The organism is Acinetobacter sp. 1125_18A (assembly GCF_052824985.1).
Genome location: NZ_VTDG01000005.1, coordinates 44,164 through 70,379, shown reverse-complemented (window position 1 = coordinate 70,379; position 26,216 = coordinate 44,164). Strand labels below are relative to the sequence as shown.

Sequence of the window (26,216 nt, the reverse complement as noted above, 5' to 3'; positions counted from 1 at the left end):
AATAAACGGATAAACAAAGTGCATTATAAAGGAAGTCGGAGGTTCAAGCGAATTTTGATCGTGTTAACTGAAATATTGGCTATTAAGATGCTGGGCGATGAGCTTTTGTGACTTAAACATTGAGATTGGGAATAGGCGAGTTTACGATCTTTGGATGTTGTGGTGGAGCGTTGAGAACATCGGCAACAGTATAGTGATCTAGGCTTTGATAAAACTGTTCAACGGCCTGATCTAAAATACCCTTTAAGCCGCAGCGTGGACGTAGCACACAAGGTGGCGTATTGCACTCTACAATTTGTGCATCACGTTGGAGAATTCGTACAATATATCCTAAGCGAAATTCTAAGATATCTGGGTTTAAGCGCAAACCACCGCCTTTACCTCGTGTGGTAATCAACCAACCTTGTTTTCCCATAAAATGCACAATTTTGACCAAGTGATTTTCTGAAACATGTAAATCTTCTGCAATTTCAGCAATCGTATAAGGCACATCTTTTGGAGGCGCGATGTACATTAAGATGCGCAGGGCATAGTCGGTAAATTTATTTAGTTGCATGTAGGCTGCTCATCTATGGGTAAAGATGTATCTCATCCTGAAATAAATAAGGCCAGTCTATCATAGACCAGCCTTATAAAGAACGGATGTAGATTTAGATACCTGCACCACCCGTACCAAACGCTTCACTATGAATTTGTTCAGGTTTAATACCACGAGCAACCAATGCTTGGTGTTGTTGTTGCATAAATGGTATTGGGCCACAAAGATAATAATCAGCATTGGCTGGGAGTAGTGCTGTATCAACCGTTGCCAAGTCTAAACGACCAGCCACATCATAGTCCTCACCTATAACATCACCGCTATGTGGGAACTCATAAGCTGTAAATGTACTGAGACGTGGGAATTTAGTTTTTTGCTCTTGAATATGTTGTTTCATCGCATGTACTTGGCTACTGCGACATGCATGAATAAAGCTAGCCGGTTGAGGCATGTCTAAAGTCACCAATTGGTTAAGCATTGCAATCATTGGGGTTAAACCTACACCCGCACTAATGAAGACATTACGTTTGCTACTATCAATCAGGTAGAAGTTACCTGTTGGAGCAGACACTTCAATTTCTGAACCTTCAGCTAAGCCATGTAAAGTATTTGATACCCAACCACTTGCCAAATCACCTTTTTCATCTTCACGTTTAACTGAAATACGTAAATAGTCTGTTTGTGGGCTTGTCGATAGCGTGTATTGACGTGGTTGTTTTAAGCCTAATGCTTCAACAAATACGCGCACTGAAATATATTGACCCGCTTCATATTTAGGTAATGCGCCACCATCGACTGGTGCAAGATAGAAAGAGGTAATTTCTTCACTTTCATTCACTTTTTTAGCGATTTTAAATTTACGCCAGCCTAACCAACTGCCTTGAGTTTGTTGGTGCTGCTCATAAATCGCTTTTTCAGTGCTGATAAATAGATCGGCCAATTGCCCATAAGCTGCAGCCCATGCATCAATCAATGGATCTTCCATCGAAATAGTTAATACTTCACTAATTGAATGTAATAGGTTTTCACCGACAATGTTGTAATCAGGTGCTTGAATATTCAGACTGACATGTTTATGGGCAATCAGTTCAACCACAGGCAAAAGTACTGAGGGATCTTCAATATTTTCAGCATATGCTAAAACAGCACCAGCCAAGGCTTGCGCCTGAGCACCACTGCGTTGATGCCCCATGTTAAAGGTTTCTTTTAATTCAGGATTATTGCCGAGCATGCGGTTATAAAAATAACCGGTAAGTGCTACACCATTTTCGCGAAGAACAGGAACTGTTGCTTTTACAAGGTCAATTTGCTGCGGAGTCATTGTTGATCTCTCTTGGCTGTCATTTATAAGATGTATTTAAAATATACCTTATAAAATGTATTTGCAATACACCTTTAAGAAAAACACATAAAATAATTATGGTTTATTTTGAACTTAAGCTTTATTGATTGAAATCATTGAACTTATTTTTAAGCTTTTTTAGATGAATTTTTTGATAAGTTTTTAGATATGTTTTTAGATATGTTTAGCGAGCTTGATAAGCGGGATAAGCAAATAAAAACATAAGCAAGAACATAAGCTATAAAATGAGGAATAAAAAAGGAGCGCTAACGCTCCTCATATTTGTGTTTAAAAGAATTAACGGCCACCAAATAATGAACCTAACAAACCGCGGACCAGTTTTTGCCCTGTAGGACCGCCTAAGGTTCTTGCGGCACTTTTAGCAAAAGTTCCGATCACATCTTGAGTCAGTTTGGCACGTGCAGCTGCAGCTTTTGCTTCCTCTTTCTCTATGCGTTCTTGCTCTTTGGCTTGTTGCTTATCGAGAGTCTGTTGTTGCTTTGTGAGCTCTTCTAATTGCTTGGCTTGTTGAGCCACTGCATCAAAAGCCACCTGCTGTTGTGAGCTATCAGAAACTTTACGCTGTAGCATTTCATAAGCGCTATCACGATCCACTTCATTGTCATAAACACCCGCAACAATACTTTGCGCCATCAATGCTTTTCGTTCATCTAAAGTAATTGGGCTAAATGATGAGTAGGGTGGCATCACCATCGCTCGTTCAACCACTTGAGGCGTACCTTGTTCATCTAGGCAACTAATAAGCGCTTCACCGACAGCCAATTCTGTAATCGCTTGATCTACTTTAAACTCTGGATTAGCACGGAAGGTATCAGCAGCAGTTTTTACTGCTTTTTGATCTTTAGGGGTAAACGCGCGTAAGGCATGTTGTACACGGTTGCCCAGTTGTCCTAAAACATTTTCTGGGATATCTAATGGGCTTTGTGAGATGAAATAAATTCCGACACCTTTAGAGCGAATTAGACGGACCACTTGTTGAATTTTTTCTTGTAATGCTGGGCTGGCATTATCAAAGAGCAAATGCGCTTCATCAAAAAAGAACACCAATTTGGGTTTATCTAAGTCACCGACTTCAGGTAGCTTTTCAAATAATTCTGAAAGCATCCAAAGCAGGAAGGTTGCATAGAGCTTTGGTGTGTTCATCAGCTTATCCGCAGCCAATAGGTTGATATAACCATGTCCATTGGCATCAGTTTGGATAAAATCCATAATATCAAGGCTTGGCTCACCAAAGAAACGTTGACCGCCCTGATCACCTAAAGCCAATAGATTACGCTGAATAGCACCTAAACTTGCTGGTGAGAGATTGCCGTATTCTGCTTTTAAAGCCGCAGCATTTTCACTGACATAAGTCAGCATGGCTTTTAAATCTTTAAAATCAATTAACAGTAAGCCCTGATCATCTGCAACACGGAACACCGCTGAAAGCACACCTTCTTGAGTGTCATTTAAATTTAGCATTTGCGAAAGTAACAGTGGGCCAATTTCAGAGATTGTGGTACGGATCGGATGTCCTTGTTCACCAAATAAATCCCAAAAAATAGTCGGTGACGCCGCAAAAGGAACACTGTCTACTCCCAAGCTTTTAATGCGTTCTTCAAATTTAGGATTGGTTGAGCCAGCTTTGGCTATACTGGAAACATCACCTTTGGCATCGGCAAGAAATACGGGTACACCAATCCGTGAAAAACTTTCAGCAAGCACTTTAAGGGTAATGGTTTTACCTGTCCCGGTGGCGCCTGCAATTAAACCATGACGGTTAGCAAATTGTGAATGTAATACAATATCTTGTGTTGTATCTGAGGTTTTTTTTGCGATGACGATTGGTGTGCCCATTGTTATTCCTATAGCTTTAATTTGAGTTTGGATGTTCTTTATCTGACTCAATATTTATATCATTGTTGTTATACAAAATTGCATTAAATGATGATGTTGTAAATCTGTTTTTATTGTTGAATTTGAATGTAAGGTGGTGCGGATTGTTTCTTGAAATACAGAGAGAATAAGTGAAAGCTATATGTACTTTTTGCTGAATGATCTCTGCGCTTAATCGTGTTTAGAGGTGAGTGTAAGGCCCTTGCCATCATTTGATATAGCAAAGACCCAGATATTATGTATTAAGCCTGCTGGGTTAAAATATTAAGCTTGAATGGCTTGAAGAGCGTTTTGAATATCTTGGATTAAATCGTCTGGATGCTCTAAGCCAATACAGAAACGAACCAATAGACCTTGCTCTAGATGTGCGCGTTCTAAATGACGCATGTCAGTCAGATTATAAATCATGACTAAGCTAACAGGACCACCCCAACTAAAACCGAGTTTAAATAAGGATAAATGATCACAAAACTTTCTGATTTTGTTGATATCAAACTCAGGTTTAAAAATAACACTAACCAGGCCAGCACTTTGTCCTGTTTGACAGATCTGGTTCCAATAGGTGTGACTTATATTGTCAGAATCTGCAGGGTGTAAAACTTGAGCAAACGCATTTTGACTCTTTAACCAATTTAAAATCTTTAAAGCACTTTGCGACTGATGCTCATAACGAATTTGCATTGAGGCCAAACTACGCTGTACTTGTGCAGCATCATCACCTGAAATCGCGATACCTTGAATGGCATGCATACGGAACAGCTTATGATGTAAAGCGTTATCTTGAGTGACCACTGATCCCATTAAAATATCGCCGCCGCCACTTGGGTATTTGGTTAAGGCGTGTACGCTGATATCTACACTTAAATGTTCATGACTAAAATCAAAGGCATTAAACGCTAGGCCAGCGCCCCAGGTATTATCCAAAGCCGTGAGGATATTTTTTGCTTTGGCTTTTTTGACTAACCTCACCAAATCAGGAAATTCGAGTGTGACTGAACCTGCGGCCTCTAACCAAATCAGTTTGGCATTTTCATTGGGTTGGAATGTGTCTGCATCGATAGGATTATAAACTTGAACGATAATGCCATAACTTTTTTCAAGATGACGTAGATGTTCCATGTTGGGACCATAGATATTGTCTGCAACCCAGACTTCATCTCCATGACTTAAAAAACATGAATTGACTAGATTAATCGCAGATAAACCACTAGGTGCAAGTAAACAATATTCACCACCTTCTATTTGGGCAATGTGATCGCCTAAGGTAAACGTTGTCGGTGTACCATGTGTGCCGTAACTATAGTCATAACGATCTGTCCAATGGCGATTAAATAGTGCATCGGTATTTTCAAATATAATTGTTGACGCACGAAATAGGGGAGGCTGTATTGTATTTATATATTGTGGTGCTTTACGAGAAGAATGAATTAAAGCAGTAACTGGTTTTTGTTTCACAGGAATACTCAATTTTTGTTAATAGCCGGACTAAAGTAAGCAAAACATAATCGCTCAGTGACGAAAAGCAATAAATTGTGAAAAATAATAAATAAAATTGATATTGGCTTCATTTTTGCATTTATCCAACTATGTTTTGTGATTTGTAGCGTAATTGATACAACAAGAATAGGTGATAACATGAAAAAACTTAAAGTGCATTATTTTCAGCATATTGCAGGTGAGGGCTTTGGTAGCTGTTATGAGTATTTAAAAGCAATGGGCGCAGAAATTACTGCAACAGAATTTTTTGCTTTACCCACAGATTCACAATTAGAAATAGAAGCTTTGCCGCATGTCAATGATGTGGATTTACTCATCATTATGGGTGGGGAAATGAGTGTAAATGATGAAGCCAACTATCCTTGGTTAAAGGTCGAAAAACGATGGATACGCCGTTATTTGGCTTCGGAAAAGCCCGCAATCGGCCTGTGTTTGGGTGGGCAGTTGATAGCCAATGCTCTAGGTGCCAATGTTCGGCGTAATACTGTGCAAGAGATTGGCTGGACCTTGGTTAATAAAAGCAACCATGTGCCAGAAGGTTATTTCCAATTGCCTGAGCGGGTCAATGTCATGCAATGGCATAGTGAGACCTTTGATATTCCTAAAGGCGCAATTCGTTTGGCGGAGAATCCAGCATGTCCCAACCAACTTTATCAAATTGGCAAAAATGTATTGGGGTTTCAGTTCCATCCAGAAATCACCCCGCATAGCCTAAAAATCTTCATTGAGCATGAAGAAGAAGATATGGTGTTTAGTGGAGTACACAGTCAATCATTATTGAAGCTAAAAAAATCGCAACAAACGGATTATGTGATTGGGAATCAGTTGCTCAATCATGCGATTGACTACGTTTTAAGGGTTTAAGCTGGTGTTTAAATAATAAGCGCTTTATTTATAATTAATTACTCAAAAAAAGGTAAAAATGTCCAAATAAGTTTGCTTAAGTGTTAAACAATCGTTATAATGAGCGACCCTCCGATATGGTGGGGTGAATGGCGAAGAAAGTCATTCAGATCGTTACAGTCGTGGCATCGATCACGACCTTAGTGATTTTCACTGCCTTTGACACTTACCTTATTTAGTGGGGTGAGATGCGTCAAGGGTGATTCTTTATATATTTGGCTTGGAGTTAACTGGTATGTCTAACCAGAGAATTCGTATCCGTCTTAAGTCTTTTGATCATCGTTTAATTGATCAATCTTCTCAAGAGATCGTAGAAACAGCAAAACGTACTGGCGCACAAGTGTGTGGTCCAATTCCGATGCCTACTCGCATCGAACGTTTTAACGTTTTAACATCACCACACGTGAACAAAGATGCGCGTGACCAATATGAAATCCGCACATATAAACGTTTGATCGACATCGTTCAACCTACAGATAAAACTGTAGATGCGTTGATGAAGTTGGATCTTGCAGCTGGTGTTGATGTTCAGATCGCATTGGGTTAAGGCTTTCGGTTAATTAACGCTCTATAAGTTAATTAGGCCGCTTTTTTAGAGGTTTATGCACATGGCTATTGGTTTAGTCGGTCGCAAGTGCGGTATGACACGTATCTTTACAGATGCTGGTGTTTCTGTGCCTGTAACAGTGATTGAGGTTGATCCTAACCGTATCACTCAAATCAAAACGCTTGAAACTGATGGTTATCAAGCGATTCAAATCACTACTGGTGAACGTCGCGAATCTCGCGTAACAAATGCTCAGAAAGGTCACTTTGCGAAAGCTGGTGTTGCTGCTGGTCGTTTAGTTAAAGAATTCCGCGTTGCAGAAGCTGATCTTGAAGGTCGTGAAGTTGGTGGCACTATCGGTGTTGATTTGTTCGCAGTAGGTCAAGTTGTTGATGTTACTGGTCAATCAAAAGGTAAAGGCTTCCAGGGTGGTGTTAAGCGTTGGAACTTCCGTACGCAAGATGCTACACATGGTAACTCAGTATCTCACCGTGTAATTGGTTCTACAGGTCAAAACCAGACTCCTGGTCGCGTGTTCAAAGGCAAAAAAATGCCTGGTCACTTAGGTGATGATCGCGTAACTGTACAAGGTCTTGAAATTGTATCTATCGACGCAGAACGTTCAGTTCTTGTTGTTAAAGGTGCGATTCCTGGTGCTACTGGTGGCGACGTTATCGTTCGTCCTACGATCAAGGCCTGAGGGGAAATAACGTGAATTTAAAAACTGTTTCCGGCTCTGCTGTTGAATTGTCTGAAGTTGCTTTCGGACGTGAATTTAATGAAGCTCTTGTACACCAAGTTGTTACAGCTTATTTAGCTGGTGGTCGTCAAGGCTCTAAAGCTCAGAAGTCACGTGCAGACGTTTCTGGCGGTGGTAAAAAACCATTCCGTCAAAAAGGTACTGGCCGCGCTCGTGCTGGTTCTATTCGTAGCCCAATCTGGGTTGGTGGTGGTAAAACTTTTGCTGCTCGTCCACAAGATTGGTCTCAAAAAGTAAACCGCAAAATGTACCGCGGTGCAATGCAATGTATCTTAGCTGAACTTGTTCGCCAAGATCGTCTTGTATTGGTTGAAGAGTTTGCAGTTGAAGCTCCAAAAACTAAAGAATTGCTTGCAAAACTAAACGGCTTGAACGCTACTCGCGCATTAATCGTTACTGAAGCTGTAGATGAAAATCTATATTTAGCTGCTCGTAACCTTCCACACGTTGATGTGGTTGATGCTGCTGGGATCGATCCTGTTGGCTTGATTGCGTTTGATAAAGTTGTTATGTCTGTTGCGGCTGCTAAGAAGATTGAGGTAGAACTCGGATGAACAACGAACGTATCTATCAAGTCCTAAAAGGGCCTGTTTTTTCAGAAAAAGCACAAGTTCTAGGCGAAACTGCTGGTGTTCAAGTTTTTAAAGTTGCTATCGATGCAAACAAACTTGAAATCAAAAAAGCAGTAGAGCAATTATTTGGTGTAGAAGTTGTTAAAGTTAACACGACTATCACTAAAGGTAAGACTAAACGCTTTGGTAAAACATTAGGACGTCGTTCTGATGTTAAAAAAGCATACGTCACCCTGAAAGCTGGCCAAGATGTTGAAATGGCTGACTTGGGCGATACCGCTGAAAGCACAGCGGAATAAGGACGAAAATTATGCCAATTCAAAAATGTAAGCCAACGTCTCCAGGACGTCGCTTTGTAGAGAAGGTGGTTCATAATCATCTTCACAAAGGCGCGCCTTATGCACCGTTGGTTGAAGCTAAAAAACGTACTGGTGGTCGTAATAATAACGGTCACATTACAACTCGTCACGTTGGTGGTGGTCATAAACAAAACTACCGTATCGTTGACTTCAAACGTAACAAAGACGGCATCCCTGCTGTAGTTGAACGTATTGAATACGATCCTAACCGTACATCACATATTGCTTTATTGAAATATGCTGACGGTGAACGTCGTTATATTATTGCTGCTAAAGGCTTACGTGCTGGCGATAAAGTACAATCTGGTAACGATGCTCCAATTCGTCCAGGTAACTGCTTACCGCTTCGTAATATGCCTATCGGTTCTACATTACATAACATTGAGCTTAAAATCGGTAAAGGTGCACAATTAGTGCGTTCTGCTGGTACTTCTGCTCAGTTGTTGGGTCGTGACGGTTCTTACGCAATCATTCGTCTTCGTTCAGGCGAAATGCGTAAAGTACACGTTGAATGTCGCGCTGTGTTAGGTGAAGTATCTAACTCAGAAAGCAACCTTCGTTCACTTGGTAAAGCAGGTGCTGCACGCTGGCGTGGTGTTCGTCCTACCGTTCGTGGTATGGCGATGAACCCAGTTGACCATCCACATGGTGGTGGTGAAGGGCGTAACAAAGGTATTCAACCTGTAAGCCCATGGGGTCAAAAAGCTAAAGGGTACAAAACTCGTACCAATAAGCGTACGACTAAGATGATCATTCGCGACCGTCGCGTTAAGTAACAAGTAAAGGAATCTGACAATGCCTCGTTCTCTGAAAAAAGGCCCATTCGTCGATGCGCACTTGTTCGCTAAGGTTGAAGCGGCTATCGCGGCTAATAACCGTAAGCCGATCAAAACTTGGTCGCGTCGTTCGATGATCCTCCCGGATTTTGTTGGTTTAACAATTTCTGTACATAATGGTCGTAACCATGTTCCAGTGATCGTATCTGAACATATGGTTGGTCACAAACTCGGTGAATTCGCGCCAACTCGTACCTATCGTGGTCACGGTGTTGACAAGAAGTCTAAACGTTAAGGTGCTATGATGGAAGTTACTGCTAAATTACGCGGTGCCGCTATCTCGGCACAAAAAACTCGTTTGGTTGCAGACCTAATCCGTGGCAAATCTATTGCTCACGCGCTTAATATCTTAAACTTCAGCAACAAAAAAGCTGCAGTTGTAGTGAAAAAAGCATTGGAATCTGCAATTGCAAACGCTGAACACAATAACAGTTTAGATGTAGACGACCTTAAGGTTACTACGATTTACGTTGATGAAGGCACTAGCCTTAAACGTATTATGCCACGTGCTAAAGGCCGTGCAGATCGTATTACTAAGCGTACTTGTCACATTACCGTTAAGGTAGGGGTTTGATATGGGTCAGAAGGTTCATCCAATCGGTATCCGCCTTGGTGTTGTAAAACGTCATAACGCCAACTGGTATGCGAGTCCGAAACAATACGCTGAATACTTGCTTAAAGATCTTCAAGTTCGTGAGTTTTTAACTAAAAAACTTAAAAGCGCGATGATCAGCAATATTCTTATCGAACGTCCTACAGGCGCTGCTAAAGTAACAATTAGCACTGCTCGTCCAGGTATCGTTATCGGTAAAAAAGGCGAAGACATTGAGAAATTACAGCGTGAACTTACCAAGATTATGGGTGTTCCAGCGCAAGTAAGCATCAACGAAATCGATCGCCCAGACTTAGACGCTCGTTTAGTTGCTGAAGCAATTGCTTCACAATTAGAGAAACGTGTAATGTTCCGTCGTGCTATGAAGCGTGCGGTTCAAAACACTATGCGTGCTGGTGCTAAAGGTATCAAAGTTGAAGTTTCTGGTCGTTTAGGTGGTGCAGAAATTGCACGTACTGAATGGTATCGTGAAGGTCGTGTACCTTTACATACACTTCGTGCTGACATCGACTATGCAACTATGCGCGCTGAAACTACTTACGGTACGATTGGTGTTAAAGTTTGGATTTTCCGTGGCGAGATCTTAGGTGGCATGAAACAAGTCATGAACCCTGCTCCTGCTGAAGAACGTCCAGCTAAACGCGGTCGCGGTCGTGGTGAAGGTCAAGAGCGTCGTGGTCGTCGCAATGATCGTTCTGCTGAAAAAGGAGAATAATCCATGTTGCAACCTAAACGTACTAAATTCCGTAAGGTGCAAAAAGGCCGTAACACTGGTCTAGCGCATCGTGGTAGCACAGTATCTTTCGGTACAATCGCACTTAAATCTGTTGAGCGTGGTCAAATGACTGCTCGTCAAATCGAAGCTGCGCGTCGTACAATTAGCCGTCGTGTTAAACGTGGTGGTAAGATCTTTATCCGTGTTTTCCCAGACAAACCAATTACTGAAAAACCATTAGAAGTTCGTATGGGTAAAGGTAAAGGTTCTGTGGAATACTGGGTTTGCCAAATCAAACCAGGTAAGATCTTGTACGAAATGGATGGTGTTAGTGAAGAATTGGCACGCGAAGCGTTTACGCTTGCAGCTGCTAAGCTTCCATTTAAAACCACTATCGTTACTAAGACGGTGATGTAATGAAAACTAAAGATCTACGTGAAAAATCGGTAGAAGAGTTGGCAGCTTTGCTTGATGAGCAACAGCTTAACCAATTCCGTCTTCGTATGGCGAAAGCAACTGGTCAATTGGGTAAATCGCATGAAGTTGCGTTAACTCGTAAGACTATTGCTCGTATCAAGACCCTCCTTACCGAAAAACAGGGGAACGCACAATGAGTGAGCAAACAGTTCGCACGTTAACAGGCAAAGTAGTAAGTGACAAAATGGACAAGTCTATTGTTGTACTTATTGAACGCCGCGTTCAACACCCGTTGTATGGCAAATCAATCCGCCGTTCAACAAAATTACACGCTCATGATGAGAACAACACTGCTAAAACTGGCGATGTTGTAACCATTAAAGAAAGCCGCCCAATTTCAAAAACTAAAGCTTGGACTTTAGTGGAAGTTATTGAAGCAGCTGCTGAGTAATTAGACGTTCTTGTTGCATCATCGGTCAATTTCGAGTACTCTTTGAGCCTTTCGAAATTGCGACCGGTGATGCTCGGTTTTGGAGTAGGGCAATGATTCAGACCGAAAGTATGCTAGACGTAGCAGACAACAGTGGTGCTCGCCGCGTACAATGTATTAAAGTACTTGGTGGTTCACATCGTCGTTATGCTTCTGTTGGCGACATTATTAAAGTTACTGTAAAAGAAGCAATTCCGCGTGGCCGTGTTAAAAAAGGTGACGTGATGAATGCAGTTGTAGTTCGTACTAAATTCGGTATTCGTCGTCCAGACGGTTCTGTGATCCGTTTCGATGATAATGCTGCAGTTATCTTGAACAACAACAAGGCTCCGATTGCCACTCGTATTTTCGGACCAGTGACTCGTGAACTTCGTACTGAACAGTTCATGAAAATCATTTCATTGGCTCCTGAAGTTCTATAATAGAGGCAATCATGGCTAAGATTAGAAAAGGCGATCAAGTAATTGTGATCGCAGGTAAAGAAAAAGGCAAACAGGGTACTGTTTTGTCTGTTTCAAATGACCAAGTTAAGGTTGAAGGCCTTAATTTAGTTAAGAAGCATCAAAAGCCGAACCGTGCAACAGGTGCTGAAGGCGCTATTGTTACACAAGAAGCTTCGCTTCATATTTCAAACGTGGCAGTTTTTAATGCTGCAACCCAAAAGGCTGACCGTGTTGGTTACCAAGTGATTGAAGGCGTGAAAACTCGCGTTTACAAATCAAATGGTGAATCAGTGGCGGTAGCGAAGTAATAGGTTGAACTAGGCTATGGCCAGACTTAAAACACGTTATAACGACGAAATCCGAGCTAAGTTGAAAGAAGAACTTGGTTTGGGCAATGTGATGGAAATTCCTCGCATTACTAAAATCACCATCAACATGGGTGTTGGTGCGGCTTCAGCTGACAAGAAATTGTTAGATGGCGCTTTGGCGGATATGCAAGCTATTGCTGGTCAAAAACCAGTTCTTACATTAGCGCGCAAATCAATCGCTGGTTTTAAAATCCGTGATGGTTGGCCGATTGGTTGTAAAGTAACTTTACGCGGCGAACAAATGTACGAATTCTTAGACCGTTTGATCTCTATCGCTATCCCTCGTATTCGTGACTTCCGCGGTTTTTCTGCGAAATCATTCGATGGTCGTGGTAATTATTCAATGGGTCTCAAGGAACAAATTATGTTCCCTGAAATCGATTTTGATAAGATCGATCGTATTCGTGGTATGGATATTACTATCACTACGACTGCTCGTACTGATGACGAAGGCCGTGCGCTAATCCGTGCATTCGGCTTCCCGTTCAAATAAGAGGTCGATATGGCTAAGAAAAGTATGATTAATCGCGAATTGAAACGCGAAACTACAGTTGCTAAATACGCTGCAAAACGTGCTGAATTAAAAGCTACGATTGCAAACGTAAATGCATCTGATGAAGAACGTTTCGAAGCGATGATGAAGTTACAAGCATTACCACGTAATGCGTCTCCAGTACGTCTTCGTAACCGTTGTGGTTTAACTGGTCGTCCTCATGGTTACTTCCGTAAGTTCGGCTTAAGCCGTAACAAATTACGTGACACAGTAATGCAGGGTGATGTACCGGGCGTTGTTAAGGCAAGCTGGTAAGGAGCGACTATAAATGAGTATGCAAGATACCGTTGCCGACATGCTAACACGTGTTCGTAACGCACAAATGGCAAAGAAACAAACTGTTTCTATGCCTAATTCTAAGTTGAAAGTTGCAATTGCAAACGTACTTCAACAAGAAGGTTACATTTCAAATGTAGAAGTTGCTGATCTTGAAGGCAAAGCTACTTTGACAATTACTTTAAAATATTTTGAAGGCAAACCAGTTATCGAAACTGTGAAACGCGTAAGCCGTCCAGGTCTACGTCAGTATCGCGGTAAAGATGCACTTCCGAGCGTTAAGCAAGGTTTAGGTATTGCAATTGTTTCTACAAGCAAAGGCATCATGACTGATCGCGCTGCACGTGCTGCAGGCGTTGGTGGTGAAGTTATTGCTTTTGTTTCTTAATAGGTGATTCCTCATGTCTCGTGTGGCTAAAGCCCCAGTAACTGTACCTAACGGTGTAGCAGTTACTCAGAACGGCCGGCAGGTCGAAGTGAAAGGCAGCAAAGGTACGTTGTCTTTCAACCTGCATGCGCTGGTCGAGCTTAAACAGGAAGAAGGTCAACTTCATATTGCTCCAGTTAAAGAATCTCGCGATTCTTGGATGCAAGCTGGTACTGCTCGCGCTGTTCTTAATAACCTTGTAAAAGGTGTTAATGAAGGCTTCGAACGTAAGTTACAACTTATCGGTGTTGGTTATAAAGCTGCGGTTAAAGGTACAGTTGTGAACCTTAACCTTGGTTATTCTCACCCGATTGATTACGCTCTTCCTGAAGGTGTAACTGCTGAAACTCCGACTGCTACTGAAATCATTTTGAAATCAGCTAACAAGCAATTGTTAGGTCAAGTTGCTGCAGAAATCCGTGGTTATCGTCCACCAGAGCCGTATAAAGGTAAAGGTGTTCGCTATTCTGACGAAGTTGTTCTTCGTAAAGAAGCTAAGAAGAAATAAGGCGCGAGGTTCTTATGAACGAAAAGAAACAATCCCGTTTGCGTCGTGCGAAAAGCACACGCTTGCACATTCGTGCATTGGGTGCGACTCGCTTGTGTGTAAACCGCACGCCGCGTCACATCTATGCTCAAGTTATTTCTGCAGATGGTGGCAAAGTATTAGCGCAAGCTTCTACTTTGGATGCATCTTTACGTAGCGGAACTACAGGTAATGTAGATTCAGCTACTAAAGTAGGTGCTTTAATCGCAGAACGTGCAAAGGCTGCTGGTGTAACTAAAGTTGCATTTGACCGTTCTGGTTTTAAATATCATGGTCGTATCAAAGCCTTGGCTGATGCTGCTCGTGAAAACGGCTTGGAGTTCTAATCATGGCTAAAGTTGAACAAAACGAAGGTCTTGTTGAAAAGCTGGTTGCCGTTGATCGTGTAGCCAAAGTTGTTAAGGGTGGTCGTATCTTCTCTTTCACAGCATTAACTGTTGTGGGTGATGGTAATGGTCGTGTAGGTTTTGGTCGCGGTAAAGCGCGTGAAGTTCCAGCTGCTATTTCTAAAGCACTTGAAGCTGCACGCCGCAACATGATCACTGTTGATCTTGTTGATGGTACTGTACAACATCCTATTCATGCTCGTCATGGCGCTAGCCGTGTTTACATGCAACCTGCATCTGAAGGTACTGGCGTAATCGCTGGTGGTTCTATGCGCGCAGTTTTAGAAGCTGCTGGTGTACGTAACGTATTGACGAAATGTTATGGTTCTACTAACGCGGCTAACGTTGTAAATGCAACTTTTAATGGTTTACGTGATATGACGTCTCCTGAGAAAGTTGCTGCTAAACGTGGTCTTTCAGTAGAACAAATTTTAGGGTAATCAATCATGAAAACGATTAAAGTTACCCAGACTAAATCTTCTTCGCATCGTTTGAAAAATCACAAACTTTGCCTACAAGGTTTAGGTCTGCGTCGTATTGGTCATACAGTAGAAGTAATAGATACACCTTCTAACCGTGGTATGATCAACAAAGTCTACTATATGGTTAGTGTAGAGGAATAAGCCATGACTCTGCGTTTAAATGAGCTTGCACCTGCTGAAGGTGCAAAACGTGATAATCGTCGTTTAGGCCGTGGTATCGGTTCTGGTGTCGGTAAGACTGGTGGCCGTGGTGTCAAAGGTCAGAAATCACGTAAAAGTGGTGGCGTTCGTCCAGGCTTTGAAGGTGGTCAAACTGCGTTATATCGTCGTTTACCTAAATTCGGTTTCACAAGCCAATTGGCTTTGAAAACTGCTGAAGTACGTTTGTCTGAACTTGCTAAAGTTGAAGGTGATATTATTTCACTTGAAACTTTGAAAGCTGCGAATGTTGTACGTAAAGATATGTTGCGTGCTCGTGTTGTTCTTTCTGGTGAAATCACTCGTGCATTCACTGTTCAAGGTGTTGCATTGACTAAAGGCGCTAAAGCTGCTCTTGAAGCTGCTGGCGGTAAAGTCGAGGAGTAATCGCGAGTGACTATGTCTCCTAGTTCTTCAGGTCATGTTAACATGATGAAAGGTCAACCATTTCATGTGAAATATCGTGAAATTATTCGCCGATTAATGTTCTTGATTGGTGCATTGGTAGTCTTTCGACTAGGAGCGCATATTCCGCTGCCAGGTATTGATAATGTTGCTCTAGAACGTTTTTTCAAAGCTAATGAAGGTACTTTTTTAGGTTTGTTTAACATGTTCTCGGGTGGAGCATTAGAACGAATGTCCATTCTGGCGCTAGGTATCATGCCGTACATTTCTGCATCTATTATTGTGCAGTTAATGTCGACCGTGGTGCCTTCGTTAGAAGCATTGAAGAAAGAAGGCGAGCAAGGTAAGCGTAAGATTAATCAATATACGCGTTACGGCACCCTTTTACTTGCATTAGTCCAAGGTATCGGGATGTGTGCTGGTCTAATCAGTCAAGGTATTACTTTGACTTCAGGACTGGCTTTTTACATTCCAGCGCTAACATCGTTAGTTGCAGGTACCATGTTCTTAATGTGGTTAGGTGAGCAAATTACTGAACGTGGTGTTGGTAACGGTATCTCAATGATTATCTTTGCAGGTATTGTTGCTGGTTTACCAAACTTAGTGATCCAAGCATTTACTTCGGTAGATAATGGCCAATCAAGTTTAATTGGTTTGGCTATCTTTGGATTGCTATCAGTTGCTGTTTTAGCAGCGATTGTGTTTATTGAAAAAGCTCAACGTCGTATACCTGTGAACTATGCTCAAAAACAGCAAGGTCGTCGTGTATTCACTGCACAGCAAACGCATTTGCCATTGAAGATCAACATGGCAGGGGTTATTCCAGCAATTTTCGCAAGTTCGTTATTGTTGTTCCCTGCAAGTTTAGGTCAATGGTTAGGCAGTGCTGATCCAAATGCAGGAATTGTAAAACGTAGCCTACAAGATTTGGCATTGGTATTATCGCCTGGACAACCGTTGTATTTAGTGCTCTTCGGTGCGTTAATTATCTTTTTCTGTTATTTCTATACGGCGCTTGTTTTTAGCCCGAAAGAAGTATCAGAGAACTTGAAACGCAGTGGAGCTTATGTACCTGGTATTCGCCCAGGTGAGCAAACTGCTCGTTACTTAGATCATATTCTTAATCGTTTGACGTTTATTGGTGCAATCTACATTACAGTCATCTGTTTAATGCCGATGATTTTACAAAGTTCTTTTGGTATTCCATTCCATTTGGGTGGTACCTCATTACTTATCGTAGTTGTTGTTGTTATGGACTTTATGGCTCAGCTTCAAGCCCATTTGACATCACATCAGTATGACGATCAATCGTTAATGAGAAAAACGACTGCTCATCCTAAGGGATAAGCGCACTTAGAAGGTTTCATCATGAAAGTACAAGCTTCTGTAAAGAAAATTTGTGGTAGCTGTAAAGTTATCCGTCGTAATGGGGTTATTCGCGTAATTTGCAGCGCAGAACCTCGTCATAAGCAGCGTCAAGGTTAATTTAATTAAGACCTGTTGATTTCAGTAGGCTAATTAGGTTATTATCCGCCCCTCAAGATTTTTGTGGGGCGGTTGATTATCTCTACTGCCTTTTTGGAGAAATTTGAATGGCTCGTATTGCCGGTGTAAACATTCCGGATAACAAGCATGCTGTTATCTCTCTCACGTATATTTTTGGTATTGGCCGCCACACAGCTAAAAACATTTTAGCTGCTGCAGGTATTACGACTACTACTAAAATTCGTGAATTAGATGATGCTCAGCTTGATGCGATTCGTGCAGAAGTTGCTAAGGTTCCGACCGAAGGTGACTTACGTCGCGAAATTTCCATGAACATTAAACGTTTAATGGATTTAGGCTGCTACCGCGGTCTTCGTCATCGTCGCAGCTTGCCTGTTCGCGGACAACGCACCAAAACTAACGCACGTACCCGTAAAGGTCCGCGCAAACCTATTAAGAAATAAGATTTCTGGAAGCTAAAAGATGGCTAAAGATACTCGCGCACGCAAGAAGGTCACTCGTACCGTCTCTGAAGGTGTTGCACACATTCACGCTTCTTTTAATAACACCATTGTTACGATTACTGATCGTCAAGGTAATGCATTGGCTTGGGCTACTTCAGGTGGACAAGGCTTCCGTGGATCACGTAAATCAACTCCGTTTGCTGCTCAGGTAGCTGCTGAAGTTGCTGGTAAAGCTGCTTTAGATTACGGTTTGAAAAACTTGGACGTCCTTGTAAAAGGTCCTGGTCCAGGTCGTGAATCTGCGGTTCGTGCATTAGGTGCAGTGGGTTATAAAATTAACAGCATTACCGACGTGACACCGATTCCGCACAACGGTTGCCGTCCACCTAAAAAACGTCGCGTGTAAGGAGAAACATTCATGGCTCGTTATATTGGTCCAAAATGCAAACTCTCTCGCCGCGAAGGGACAGACCTGCAATTAAAATCTGGCGTTAAACCATTTGACGTCAAAACAAAAAAATCTGCTAAAGCTCCTGGTCAACATGGCCAAAGCCGTGCTAAACAATCAGAGTATTCACTACAATTACGTGAAAAACAAAAAGTACGTCGCATGTACGGTGTTTTAGAGCGTCAATTTAGTAACTACTACAAAGAAGCTGCTCGTGTTAAAGGCGCAACAGGTGAAAACTTGTTGAAATTGCTTGAAAGCCGCCTCGATAACGTTGTTTATCGCATGGGTTTTGGTTCTACACGTGCAGAAGCTCGTCAGCTGGTATCTCACCGTTCAATCACTTTAAATGGTCGTCGTGTTAACATCGCGTCTATCCAAGTTAAAGCGGGCGACGTGATTGCAGTTCACGAAAGCGCTAAACAACAATTACGTATCAAAAACGCAATTGAATTAGCTGCTCAACGTGGAACAGCTGCTTGGATTGAAGTAGATCATTCAAAACTTGAAGGTACATTTAAAGCTGCACCAGATCGTTCTGATTTACCTGCTGAAATCAACGAAAGCTTGATTGTAGAATTGTATTCTAAATAATCCTTGAGGTAGCAATAATGACGCGTACTGCAAACGAGTTTCTAACTCCGCAAGCGATCAAGGTCGAAGCGGCAAGCGGGACCTCGGCAAAAGTGATTCTTGAACCATTAGAGCGTGGCTTTGGTCATACTCTTGGTAATGCTTTACGTCGCATCCTTTTGTCTTCTTTGCCTGGCGCAGCCGTGGTTGAAGTAGAGATAGAGGGTGTCGAGCACGAGTACAGTACTTTAGAAGGCTTGCAGCAGGACATCGTCGAGCTCTTGCTGAACCTAAAAGGATTGTCTATTAAGCTGTTCGATCAAAACGAAGCATATTTGACATTGGAAAAACAAGGTCCTGGCGATGTAACTGCTGCTGACCTTCGTTTACCACATAATGTTGAAGTGGTTAACCCTGAACATCTGATTGGTACTTTAAGTGCTTCAGGCTCATTAAAAATGCGCTTGAAAGTTTCTCAAGGTCGTGGTTATGAAACTTCTGACTCACGTTTCCCTGAAGGCGAAACGCGTCCTGTAGGTCGTCTACAGTTAGATGCTTCTTATAGCCCGATTAAACGTGTGTCTTACACAGTTGAAAATGCTCGTGTAGAACAACGTACTGACCTTGATAAGCTCGTCATTGATCTTGAAACGAATGGAACTGTAGATCCTGAAGAAGCTATCCGCAAAGCGGCAACAATCTTGCAACAACAAATTGCAATTTTTGTTGATCTTCAGAAAGATCAAGCTCCAGTTGCTCAAGAGCCACGTGAAGAAGTTGATCCAATCTTGCTTCGTCCAGTTGATGATCTAGAGCTTACTGTTCGTTCTGCTAACTGTTTGAAAGCAGAAAATATTTACTACATTGGTGATCTAGTACAGCGTACTGAGGTTGAGTTGCTTAAAACTCCTAACCTTGGTAAAAAATCGCTTACTGAGATCAAAGATGTTCTGGCTTCTAAGGGCTTACAGCTCGGCATGCGTTTAGAGAACTGGCCACCAGCTAGTCTCCGTATGGACGATCGTTTCGCCTATCGTAGCCGTTAATTAAGTAGGACTATCACCATGCGTCATCGTAATAGTGGTGTGAAATTAGGCCGTACCAGCAGCCATCGTAAAGCGATGTTTCAAAACATGGCTAATTCTTTGTTTGAGCATGAGTTAATTAAAACTACTGTGCCTAAAGCAAAAGAGTTACGTCGTGTAGCTGAGCCTTTAATCACTTTAGCTAAAAACGATACTGTAGCAAACCGTCGTTTGGCGTTTGCTCGTACTCGTTCAGCAGCAACAGTTGGTAAATTATTTACCGTTCTTGGCCCTCGTTACAAAGAGCGTAACGGCGGTTATCTACGTGTTCTTAAAGCTGGTTTCCGTGCAGGTGATGCTGCACCGATGGCTTATGTAGAACTTGTGGATCGTGAAGTAAACTAATTACTCACGTCACAGAACAATCGGTTGTTCGAAAAAGGTCGGTGTTTCACCGGCCTTTTTTTATGCCTTTTTGTTGGACAATTTATGGTTTTGTCCCAAATTGACTTAAATTTCGTCAGAAAAATGCAAACTTGACATTGCGTATTGTCAGATTTGTGCTTTAATAAAAAAGTACTCTTAAAAAGGTTATAAAAACAACATGGAAAAGCAAGTTGATATTCTTATCGTTGGTGCAGGTATCTCTGGTATTGGTGTAGCTGCGCATCTTTCAAAACACTCACCACAACGTTCATTTGAAATTATTGAGCGTCGTGAGAGCTTCGGTGGTACTTGGGATTTATTTAAATATCCGGGTATCCGTTCCGATTCAGATATGTCTACTTTTGGGTTTAATTTTAAACCATGGCAAAAAGCCAATGTCTTGGCAGATGGCGCTTCGATTAAAGGCTATGTTGCTGAAGTTGTCGATGAATTTAAATTAAAAGATAAAATTCATTTTAATCAACGTGTACGTACTGCAAATTATGATTCATCAATTAAAAAATGGGTCGTACAAATTGAAGATGAAAATCAAAAACTCAATACGTGGGTTGCAAACTTTGTAATCGGATGTACAGGTTATTATAATTATGACCAAGGTTATCAACCTGATTATCCAGGTAAAAATGATTTTAAAGGCGAATTTATTAACCCACAATTTTGGCCTGAAAACTTAGATTATACGGGTAAAAAAGTGGTGATTATTGGTAGTGGTGCAACAGCTATTACCTTAGTGCCTGCGATGTCAAAAGGTGGAGCAGGACATGTGACCATGTTGCAACGTTCACCAACTTATATTGCTTCAATCCCATCTATTGATTTTGTTTATGACAAAATGCGTAAGGTTTTACCTGAAGATGTGGCATATAAGTTAACCCGTGCACGTAATATTGGTATGCAACGCGGTATTTATGCGCTTGCACAAAAACAACCGAAGTTACTGCGTAAGTTCTTACTCAAATCGATTGAAATGCAATTAAAAGGTAAAGTGGATATGAAACACTTTACCCCAACATATAATCCGTGGGATCAGCGGTTATGTGTTGTGCCAGATGGTGACTTATTTAAGATTTTACGTTCTGGTAAAGCCAGCGTTGAAACAGATCAAATTGAGAAAATTACCGCAACAGGTATCCAATTAAAATCTGGTAAGCATTTAGATGCGGATATCATCGTTTCAGCAACAGGTTTAGAAATCCAAATCTTGGGTGGTATCAAAGCTACAATTGATAATAAACCAATGAATACGTCTCAACACATGCTGTATCAGGGTGTGATGGTTAGCGATGTGCCAAATATGGCAATGATCATTGGTTATATCAACGCATCATGGACATTAAAAGTTGATATCGCAGGTGAGTATATTTGCCGTCTTGTAAACTATATGGACAAGAAGGGCTATGACGAAGTTATTCCTCAAGGTGATGCAACTGAATTGATGGAAGATACGGTGATGGGTAGTTTAAGCTCAGGGTATATTGCTCGTGCGGCGGATGTGATGCCAAAACAAGGTAAGCATGCACCTTGGAAAGTGTCGAATAACTATTTAGCAGATCGTAAAGAACTTAAAAATGCCAAGTTTGAAGATGGTGTTTTAAAATTTCATAAGCGTGAAGCGCAACTCGCAAAAAAGCCTAAACTGGTTTCTTAATCAAACCTAGAAGCAATCAAACTAAGAAATAGCAAAATAAACAAGCTATGAAATAAACAAGGAGCGAAAGCTCCTTATTTATTGCGACATAAAAATTGATTTAAAAAGAATGCTTGGTGATAGAAAAAGGAGCCAAAGCTCCTTTAACAATGATCAGATAAATTATAAAGAACGGGAAATCAGTTCTTTCATAATCTCGTTTGTACCTGCATAAATACGATTTGCCCGATTATCGATATAAGCGCGTGCAATTGGATATTCCAGCATATAACCATAACCACCATGTAATTGAAGGCATTCATCAACCACATTAGAGAATACTTCTGAAATTTTGTATTTTGCGGCAGCTGCAGCATCAACACCTAATGTACCTTCAAGTTGTAATTCCATACAACGGTCGAGGTAAGCACGGCAGAAATCAATTTCTGTGCGCATTTCAGCAAGTTTAAAACGTGTATTTTGAAAAGCACCGATCGGTTTACCAAATGCTTTACGGTCTTTGGTATATTGAACGGTATGTGCCAGCGCTGCTTCTGCGCCTGCTTGACAGATAATCGCGACCAGCATACGTTCCCATGCCAACTCTTTCATCAGCATGATAAAACCCATGCCTTCCATACCCAATAAATTTTCTTTTGGCACACGAACATCTTCAAAGAACAATTCGCAAGTATCTTGTCCTTTCATACCAATTTTATTGAGTGGTTTTCCTTTGCTAAAGCCAGCACGGTCAGCTTCAACAATAATCAAAGATAGGTTGGCAGAACCTTTCTCTGAACTGCCTGTTTTACATACGACAATTGCCATATCGCATAGATAACCATTGGTAATAAAGATCTTAGAACCATTGATTACATATTCATCCCCATCTAAAACAGCGGTGGTGCGAACACCTTGTAGGTCTGAGCCTGTTCCCGGTTCTGTCATCGCAATGGCTGTGACGGTTTCTCCAGAAGCCATTTTAGCAATCCAATTTTTTTTCTGCTCTTCATTACCAAAGTTGTTGATGTAGTTGGCAACAATATCCGAGTGCAAAGAAAAACCTGTAGAAGAATCCATTGCATAGGCTTGTTCTTCAATCAGAATCATACTGTAGAGGCGATCTACGCCATAGCCACCATATTCTTCAGGCATAGTCGCACAGAGCAGACCCATTTCACCTGCTTTGTTCCATAAATCGCGATCTACATGTTGTTGCTGTTCATATTTAGCAATATTTGGCACAACTTCTTTTTCATAAAATTTACGTACTGTTTCACGAAAAGCATCGTGATCGGAATTAAACAATTTACGAGGCAACATATTGGTTAAAGGTCGGATAGCACCTGATTGCATTTTTATAATATCCATATGGGTTTTAGTGAGTTGAAATTATGTGAATTGCTTATTTGTCGCAATGAGATGAATGCTCAAAACTCATTTTTAAATGATGAATTTGGTCATTTAGAAGAATTTAGCGAGAAATTGATCGGGAATCGGGTAAACTAAGTCAGAATTAACCATTGGGGGAAAATGATGTCAGAAGAACTTACTTTAGAAGAACGTAAAGTGATTTATCGTGCTCGTCGCGGTTTAAAAGAGATTGATGTATATTTTGACCCATACGTAAAACAATATTACTTAGAAGCAAGTGCGCAAGAAAAAGCCTTGTTTAAAGAGTTAGTTGATCAGGAAGACCCAGATTTATTGGATTGGTTTATGGAAGTTTCAGAGCCACCTCGACCTGAACTCAGAAGCTTGATCAATAAACTTAAAGATTATGTCCACGGATGAGTTAAAAACTCACCAACGATATCAAATTAAACCCAGTCGTATTGCACTGGGTTTTCAGCTTTTGTGTTTAACAATTATTTTTATAGTACTGTACTCCATTATCACTGTATGGATAAGTGTATTACTGCTGTTGTTGGCATGCTTCAGTCTAAAAAGATTTAGAATGCGTCCACAAGTCCGAAGTTTAGAACATTTTGATTTAGATCAGTGGACCCTACAATATGAGGATTCCAATCAAATTCATCATGTACAAATTCAGCAAATGATTGATCATCGATTTTATATCGCAGTGTATTTTTGTGAGAAAAACAATAAAAGTTTAATCATTTGGCAAGATCAAGTGAGCAAAATACAGTGGAAATCTTTAAAATCTCGGGTTAAATTAAGTTAATTGTCTAACAAGTATAAAAAATATAATTTTAATTTAATTTAAATAAAACATAGCTTTATTTATATTTTTGCTTATTTAATATTCATTGTTAGACCAAATATATACAAAATAGCGCAATTGTAAAATTGTCCGACAATTATCTCTGTAAAAATCTGATCTTGCATGTAAATTAAAACTACCAACAGCGAGGAGGAATTTCCAAATGGGTGAAATTCATACGTTTTGGTTCTTAGTGGTTGCAATTGTTTTTGCAATTATATTTGGAAGACTAGGAACTATGCTGAGGGAACAGATTGAGAAAGCTAACGCTAACAGTGTTAACGGTAGCAAATTTAAAAGACTTAAAACCAATAAACTCTCTTAAAGAGTTTACCTTTTAACAAGTAGCATGTGCTGAACCGTCGCAATGCTACTTTTTTTTGCTTAAAATTTGTATAAAAACCAGATCAGGTCAATTGAATACTTTCTATATTGTGGCAAATTCTTCAGATGAAATTAGAGCTATTACTCTGTTATTCAGAGATTGCATCTGATATTGTTATTTTAAAAGGGATATAAACACAATTATATAGAGGACAGGAAGTATGTCTAAGGTCCACAAGCTTGGTCAATTGATGCTGACCGCTGTTGTTGCCTCATCTGTGTTATCAGGTTGTTCATATGTTGTAAAATCAGGTGCCAATGTTGCGCTTGGCTTTAGTGAAAAACATATCGTCCCACCCATTTTGGCGGGCAATGATACTGATATGGCATGCAACTCAGGCAATGCGTTAACGCCAGCGATTATGGCAACAAAAGATATGGGGGCCGACCCAACCCGTATGGCAGTATTGTTATATTCAGCTGCGGGGATGTGTGCAGAAAATCGTGCTTTGGATGCAGAACTCAGATATTTACGTGCTTCAAAAGACGGTAAAGTGACTGAAGCGCAAGATGCTCGTATAGAACAAAAACGTTGGGCAGCCCTTGCCGCAGAACGTCAATACACGGGTTATCAATTATTTGCAGAACGTTGGCAGGCAAAATATAAATATACTTTAGGTGATTCTTGTCCAACCATGCGTAAGGACTTAGATCAAACCATCTATTTAATTGGTATGCTCAGTGGTTTGCAATCGATGACCAATGACATTAACTCTGGCGGTGCAGTGAATGTACCGAAAGATATTGCTGCGATTGTCGAACGTGGTATGGCATGTTTAGACAATAACAAATTCTGGGGTGCGCCAATGGCGACACGTGCAGTGATTTGGATATTGTTACCAGGTGCAGGAGATGGTAAGCCTGATCCAACACAGACCTTACAACAATCAATGCAAATCGCAGAACAGAAAGGTGTTCGTTTAGCATTTGCAATGAATGCCGTTGCAGCGCAAGCCAGTGGTGATGATGCTAAATTAAGAGCGGCGTTAAAAGCCTATGCCGCATCGCGTGCAGATGATAAGCCAGTAAACCCTGAATTTAGATTATTAGATGGTATGGCCGGTCAAATGGTTCAAGGTATTGCCGATCGTTATTGGACGGAACATACCGGTGTTCGTGCAGCAGATGATGGAATGACCACATTCTGGGATGAACAAGCCTCTACGGGTGATGATGAATTGTTTAATGATTTACCTGCACCGACTGAAGAGCCAAGTGCTTCAGCTGACGAACCTGCAGCAAATCCATAGTATTCAATTGCATGAATTGGTTAGAATAGAGGAAGAGCGACAGCTCTTCTTTTTTTATGGTGTAGCATGGAACAACACAAGTTAGATAAAAATATATTGTTTATTGCAACCAGTATCATTTTTTTTGCAATTCTTCAGCTTTTTCAAACTCATTTCATTTATCAGCACGATGTTTTTTTAAGCCAGCCTTGGCGCTGGTGGACAGGGCATTGGGTTCATGTGGGATGGATTCATTATGTTTTAAATGTTTTAGCTTTGGCTTGTTTACCCTTTTTATTTCCAAACATTAAAAAGCAAGTTTTTATTGCTTTATTGCTTATTTTACCGCCTTTACTCAGTCTCTGTTTTTATCTGATTTATCCTCATATTTTTGCTTATGCAGGTTTGTCTGGCATTCTTCATGGTCTGTTTGTATTTTGTGCAATCGTCAGTTTAAAAGAAAAGCCAGAACGAAATTTTGCCTTCATCGTATTGTTATGCATCTTCGGCAAAATCGCATGGGAACATTTTTTTGGTGCACTACAAACTGAACAATTGATTGGTCATCCTGTTTTAATACAGGCGCATTTGCTTGGGGTGATTTTTGGAAGTATTTGTGCCATCTTGAGCTTAATTTTTCGACTTAATGTTATGAAATAGACAATGAATCAAGAATATTATTTGTATGAAGTATTATTCTATAAAATTTCATTATTTTGATGAGGTTAAGCACATAGAAG

At 40.9% G+C, this 26,216-nt stretch carries 39 protein-coding genes and 1 pseudogene; 35 read left to right on the top strand and 5 right to left on the bottom strand.

Features of this window, described 5'->3' with window-relative positions; translation table 11 throughout:
* Positions 1–112 precede the first annotated feature (112 nt).
* From FY049_RS10675 to FY049_RS10660, 4 genes are all read right to left on the bottom strand, one after another.
* Positions 113–556, bottom strand: coding sequence for an RrF2 family transcriptional regulator (locus FY049_RS10675; RefSeq protein ID WP_004725666.1), 444 nt, complete (start codon positions 554–556; stop codon positions 113–115).
* Between the two features lie 94 nt (positions 557–650).
* On the bottom strand, positions 651–1,859 hold the full coding sequence (gene hmpA / locus FY049_RS10670) for an NO-inducible flavohemoprotein (protein WP_154129674.1): 1,209 nt from the start codon (positions 1,857–1,859) through the stop codon (positions 651–653).
* Positions 1,860–2,177: 318 nt separating this feature from the next.
* On the bottom strand, positions 2,178–3,737 hold the full coding sequence (locus tag FY049_RS10665) for a DUF853 domain-containing protein (protein WP_262781805.1): 1,560 nt from the start codon (positions 3,735–3,737) through the stop codon (positions 2,178–2,180).
* Positions 3,738–4,040: 303 nt separating this feature from the next.
* Entirely contained in the window at positions 4,041–5,231 is a 1,191-nt protein-coding gene (locus FY049_RS10660; RefSeq protein WP_327857801.1) for a PLP-dependent transferase, read from the bottom strand.
* Positions 5,232–5,411: 180 nt separating this feature from the next.
* On the opposite strand from FY049_RS10660, the gene FY049_RS10655 reads away from it, so the two are divergent.
* The 30 genes and pseudogenes from FY049_RS10655 (at position 5,412) to FY049_RS10510 (ending at position 21,660) form a co-directional block, all read left to right on the top strand.
* Complete coding sequence (locus tag FY049_RS10655; protein ID WP_004725673.1) at positions 5,412–6,137, top strand: type 1 glutamine amidotransferase; 726 nt, start codon at positions 5,412–5,414, stop codon at positions 6,135–6,137.
* A gap of 274 nt (positions 6,138–6,411) precedes the next feature.
* Entirely contained in the window at positions 6,412–6,723 is a 312-nt protein-coding gene (gene rpsJ, locus FY049_RS10650; RefSeq protein ID WP_004725677.1) for a 30S ribosomal protein S10, read from the top strand.
* Positions 6,724–6,784: 61 nt separating this feature from the next.
* Positions 6,785–7,423 carry a 50S ribosomal protein L3 gene (gene rplC / locus FY049_RS10645; protein WP_004816868.1) on the top strand — a complete coding sequence of 213 codons (639 nt, stop codon included), beginning with the start codon at positions 6,785–6,787 and terminating at the stop codon, positions 7,421–7,423.
* Positions 7,424–7,434: 11 nt separating this feature from the next.
* Complete coding sequence (gene rplD / locus FY049_RS10640) at positions 7,435–8,037, top strand: 50S ribosomal protein L4 (protein WP_004816870.1); 603 nt, start codon at positions 7,435–7,437, stop codon at positions 8,035–8,037.
* Positions 8,034–8,354: a 50S ribosomal protein L23 gene (gene rplW / locus FY049_RS10635; protein ID WP_004725684.1), complete on the top strand. Its 321-nt coding sequence runs from the start codon at positions 8,034–8,036 to the stop codon at positions 8,352–8,354. Before rplD ends, rplW begins: the two co-directional genes overlap by 4 nt.
* An 11-nt stretch (positions 8,355–8,365) precedes the next feature.
* Positions 8,366–9,190, top strand: a complete 825-nt coding sequence (rplB, locus tag FY049_RS10630; RefSeq protein WP_004725686.1) for a 50S ribosomal protein L2 — start codon at positions 8,366–8,368, stop codon at positions 9,188–9,190.
* A 19-nt stretch (positions 9,191–9,209) separates the two neighbouring features.
* Positions 9,210–9,485: a 30S ribosomal protein S19 gene (gene rpsS / locus FY049_RS10625; RefSeq protein WP_004281508.1), complete on the top strand. Its 276-nt coding sequence runs from the start codon at positions 9,210–9,212 to the stop codon at positions 9,483–9,485.
* A gap of 9 nt (positions 9,486–9,494) precedes the next feature.
* Positions 9,495–9,824 carry a 50S ribosomal protein L22 gene (gene rplV / locus FY049_RS10620; protein ID WP_004816873.1) on the top strand — a complete coding sequence of 110 codons (330 nt, stop codon included), beginning with the start codon at positions 9,495–9,497 and terminating at the stop codon, positions 9,822–9,824.
* A 1-nt stretch (position 9,825) separates the two neighbouring features.
* Positions 9,826–10,642: pseudogene (rpsC, locus tag FY049_RS10615) on the top strand (30S ribosomal protein S3).
* A complete protein-coding gene (rplP, locus tag FY049_RS10610; protein WP_004725694.1) occupies positions 10,582–10,995 on the top strand; it encodes a 50S ribosomal protein L16 in 414 nt (137 codons plus the stop codon). The pseudogene rpsC and the gene rplP overlap by 61 nt, the downstream one beginning before the upstream one ends.
* Positions 10,995–11,192 (top strand): 50S ribosomal protein L29, encoded by a 198-nt coding sequence (gene rpmC, locus FY049_RS10605; protein WP_004725696.1) that lies wholly within the window; start codon positions 10,995–10,997, stop codon positions 11,190–11,192. The genes rplP and rpmC overlap by 1 nt, the downstream gene beginning before the upstream one ends.
* Positions 11,189–11,446 (top strand): 30S ribosomal protein S17, encoded by a 258-nt coding sequence (rpsQ, locus tag FY049_RS10600; RefSeq protein ID WP_004725698.1) that lies wholly within the window; start codon positions 11,189–11,191, stop codon positions 11,444–11,446. The genes rpmC and rpsQ overlap by 4 nt, the downstream gene beginning before the upstream one ends.
* Before the next feature lie 92 nt (positions 11,447–11,538).
* On the top strand, positions 11,539–11,907 hold the full coding sequence (gene rplN, locus FY049_RS10595) for a 50S ribosomal protein L14 (protein ID WP_004725701.1): 369 nt from the start codon (positions 11,539–11,541) through the stop codon (positions 11,905–11,907).
* An 11-nt stretch (positions 11,908–11,918) separates the two neighbouring features.
* Complete coding sequence (gene rplX / locus FY049_RS10590; protein WP_004725703.1) at positions 11,919–12,236, top strand: 50S ribosomal protein L24; 318 nt, start codon at positions 11,919–11,921, stop codon at positions 12,234–12,236.
* 16 nt (positions 12,237–12,252) lie between these two features.
* Positions 12,253–12,789 carry a 50S ribosomal protein L5 gene (rplE, locus tag FY049_RS10585; protein ID WP_004725705.1) on the top strand — a complete coding sequence of 179 codons (537 nt, stop codon included), beginning with the start codon at positions 12,253–12,255 and terminating at the stop codon, positions 12,787–12,789.
* A 9-nt stretch (positions 12,790–12,798) separates the two neighbouring features.
* The gene (gene rpsN, locus FY049_RS10580) at positions 12,799–13,104 is read left to right on the top strand and encodes a 30S ribosomal protein S14 (protein ID WP_004725707.1); all 306 of its coding nucleotides are present in this window, start codon (positions 12,799–12,801) and stop codon (positions 13,102–13,104) included.
* 13 nt (positions 13,105–13,117) lie between these two features.
* Entirely contained in the window at positions 13,118–13,513 is a 396-nt protein-coding gene (gene rpsH / locus FY049_RS10575) for a 30S ribosomal protein S8 (RefSeq protein WP_004725709.1), read from the top strand.
* A gap of 13 nt (positions 13,514–13,526) precedes the next feature.
* Positions 13,527–14,060, top strand: coding sequence for a 50S ribosomal protein L6 (rplF, locus tag FY049_RS10570; RefSeq protein ID WP_004725711.1), 534 nt, complete (start codon positions 13,527–13,529; stop codon positions 14,058–14,060).
* Between the two features lie 14 nt (positions 14,061–14,074).
* Positions 14,075–14,425 carry a 50S ribosomal protein L18 gene (gene rplR, locus FY049_RS10565; protein ID WP_004725713.1) on the top strand — a complete coding sequence of 117 codons (351 nt, stop codon included), beginning with the start codon at positions 14,075–14,077 and terminating at the stop codon, positions 14,423–14,425.
* A gap of 2 nt (positions 14,426–14,427) precedes the next feature.
* Entirely contained in the window at positions 14,428–14,925 is a 498-nt protein-coding gene (rpsE, locus tag FY049_RS10560) for a 30S ribosomal protein S5 (protein ID WP_004725715.1), read from the top strand.
* A gap of 6 nt (positions 14,926–14,931) precedes the next feature.
* A complete protein-coding gene (gene rpmD, locus FY049_RS10555) occupies positions 14,932–15,108 on the top strand; it encodes a 50S ribosomal protein L30 (protein ID WP_004725717.1) in 177 nt (58 codons plus the stop codon).
* A gap of 3 nt (positions 15,109–15,111) precedes the next feature.
* Complete coding sequence (gene rplO / locus FY049_RS10550) at positions 15,112–15,552, top strand: 50S ribosomal protein L15 (protein ID WP_004725719.1); 441 nt, start codon at positions 15,112–15,114, stop codon at positions 15,550–15,552.
* Positions 15,553–15,597: 45 nt separating this feature from the next.
* Positions 15,598–16,917, top strand: coding sequence for a preprotein translocase subunit SecY (secY, locus tag FY049_RS10545; protein ID WP_171066869.1), 1,320 nt, complete (start codon positions 15,598–15,600; stop codon positions 16,915–16,917).
* Between the two features lie 21 nt (positions 16,918–16,938).
* Positions 16,939–17,055 carry a 50S ribosomal protein L36 gene (rpmJ, locus tag FY049_RS10540; RefSeq protein WP_000867907.1) on the top strand — a complete coding sequence of 39 codons (117 nt, stop codon included), beginning with the start codon at positions 16,939–16,941 and terminating at the stop codon, positions 17,053–17,055.
* A 107-nt stretch (positions 17,056–17,162) separates the two neighbouring features.
* Positions 17,163–17,519, top strand: a complete 357-nt coding sequence (gene rpsM, locus FY049_RS10535) for a 30S ribosomal protein S13 (protein WP_004725722.1) — start codon at positions 17,163–17,165, stop codon at positions 17,517–17,519.
* A gap of 19 nt (positions 17,520–17,538) precedes the next feature.
* A complete protein-coding gene (gene rpsK / locus FY049_RS10530; RefSeq protein WP_004281491.1) occupies positions 17,539–17,925 on the top strand; it encodes a 30S ribosomal protein S11 in 387 nt (128 codons plus the stop codon).
* Positions 17,926–17,937: 12 nt separating this feature from the next.
* Positions 17,938–18,561, top strand: coding sequence for a 30S ribosomal protein S4 (rpsD, locus tag FY049_RS10525; protein ID WP_004725725.1), 624 nt, complete (start codon positions 17,938–17,940; stop codon positions 18,559–18,561).
* Positions 18,562–18,578: 17 nt separating this feature from the next.
* Positions 18,579–19,586, top strand: a complete 1,008-nt coding sequence (locus tag FY049_RS10520) for a DNA-directed RNA polymerase subunit alpha (protein WP_004816876.1) — start codon at positions 18,579–18,581, stop codon at positions 19,584–19,586.
* 18 nt (positions 19,587–19,604) lie between these two features.
* Entirely contained in the window at positions 19,605–19,970 is a 366-nt protein-coding gene (gene rplQ, locus FY049_RS10515; protein ID WP_004281488.1) for a 50S ribosomal protein L17, read from the top strand.
* A 199-nt stretch (positions 19,971–20,169) separates the two neighbouring features.
* On the top strand, positions 20,170–21,660 hold the full coding sequence (locus FY049_RS10510) for a flavin-containing monooxygenase (RefSeq protein ID WP_004725729.1): 1,491 nt from the start codon (positions 20,170–20,172) through the stop codon (positions 21,658–21,660).
* Between the two features lie 162 nt (positions 21,661–21,822).
* Here the strand turns inward: FY049_RS10510 and FY049_RS10505 are convergent, their stop codons facing one another.
* The gene (locus FY049_RS10505) at positions 21,823–22,995 is read right to left on the bottom strand and encodes an acyl-CoA dehydrogenase family protein (RefSeq protein ID WP_446083703.1); all 1,173 of its coding nucleotides are present in this window, start codon (positions 22,993–22,995) and stop codon (positions 21,823–21,825) included.
* Positions 22,996–23,175: 180 nt separating this feature from the next.
* On the opposite strand from FY049_RS10505, the gene FY049_RS10500 reads away from it, so the two are divergent.
* The 5 genes from FY049_RS10500 (at position 23,176) to rrtA (ending at position 26,136) form a co-directional block, all read left to right on the top strand.
* A complete protein-coding gene (locus FY049_RS10500; RefSeq protein WP_004725733.1) occupies positions 23,176–23,433 on the top strand; it encodes an FAD assembly factor SdhE in 258 nt (85 codons plus the stop codon).
* A gap of 163 nt (positions 23,434–23,596) precedes the next feature.
* A complete protein-coding gene (locus FY049_RS10495; RefSeq protein ID WP_004725735.1) occupies positions 23,597–23,824 on the top strand; it encodes a hypothetical protein in 228 nt (75 codons plus the stop codon).
* A gap of 202 nt (positions 23,825–24,026) precedes the next feature.
* A complete protein-coding gene (locus tag FY049_RS10490) occupies positions 24,027–24,188 on the top strand; it encodes a hypothetical protein (RefSeq protein WP_004725737.1) in 162 nt (53 codons plus the stop codon).
* Between the two features lie 220 nt (positions 24,189–24,408).
* Positions 24,409–25,497: a hypothetical protein gene (locus tag FY049_RS10485; protein ID WP_056512199.1), complete on the top strand. Its 1,089-nt coding sequence runs from the start codon at positions 24,409–24,411 to the stop codon at positions 25,495–25,497.
* A gap of 66 nt (positions 25,498–25,563) precedes the next feature.
* Positions 25,564–26,136 carry a rhombosortase gene (rrtA, locus tag FY049_RS10480; RefSeq protein ID WP_004725740.1) on the top strand — a complete coding sequence of 191 codons (573 nt, stop codon included), beginning with the start codon at positions 25,564–25,566 and terminating at the stop codon, positions 26,134–26,136.
* Positions 26,137–26,216: the final 80 nt, after the last annotated feature.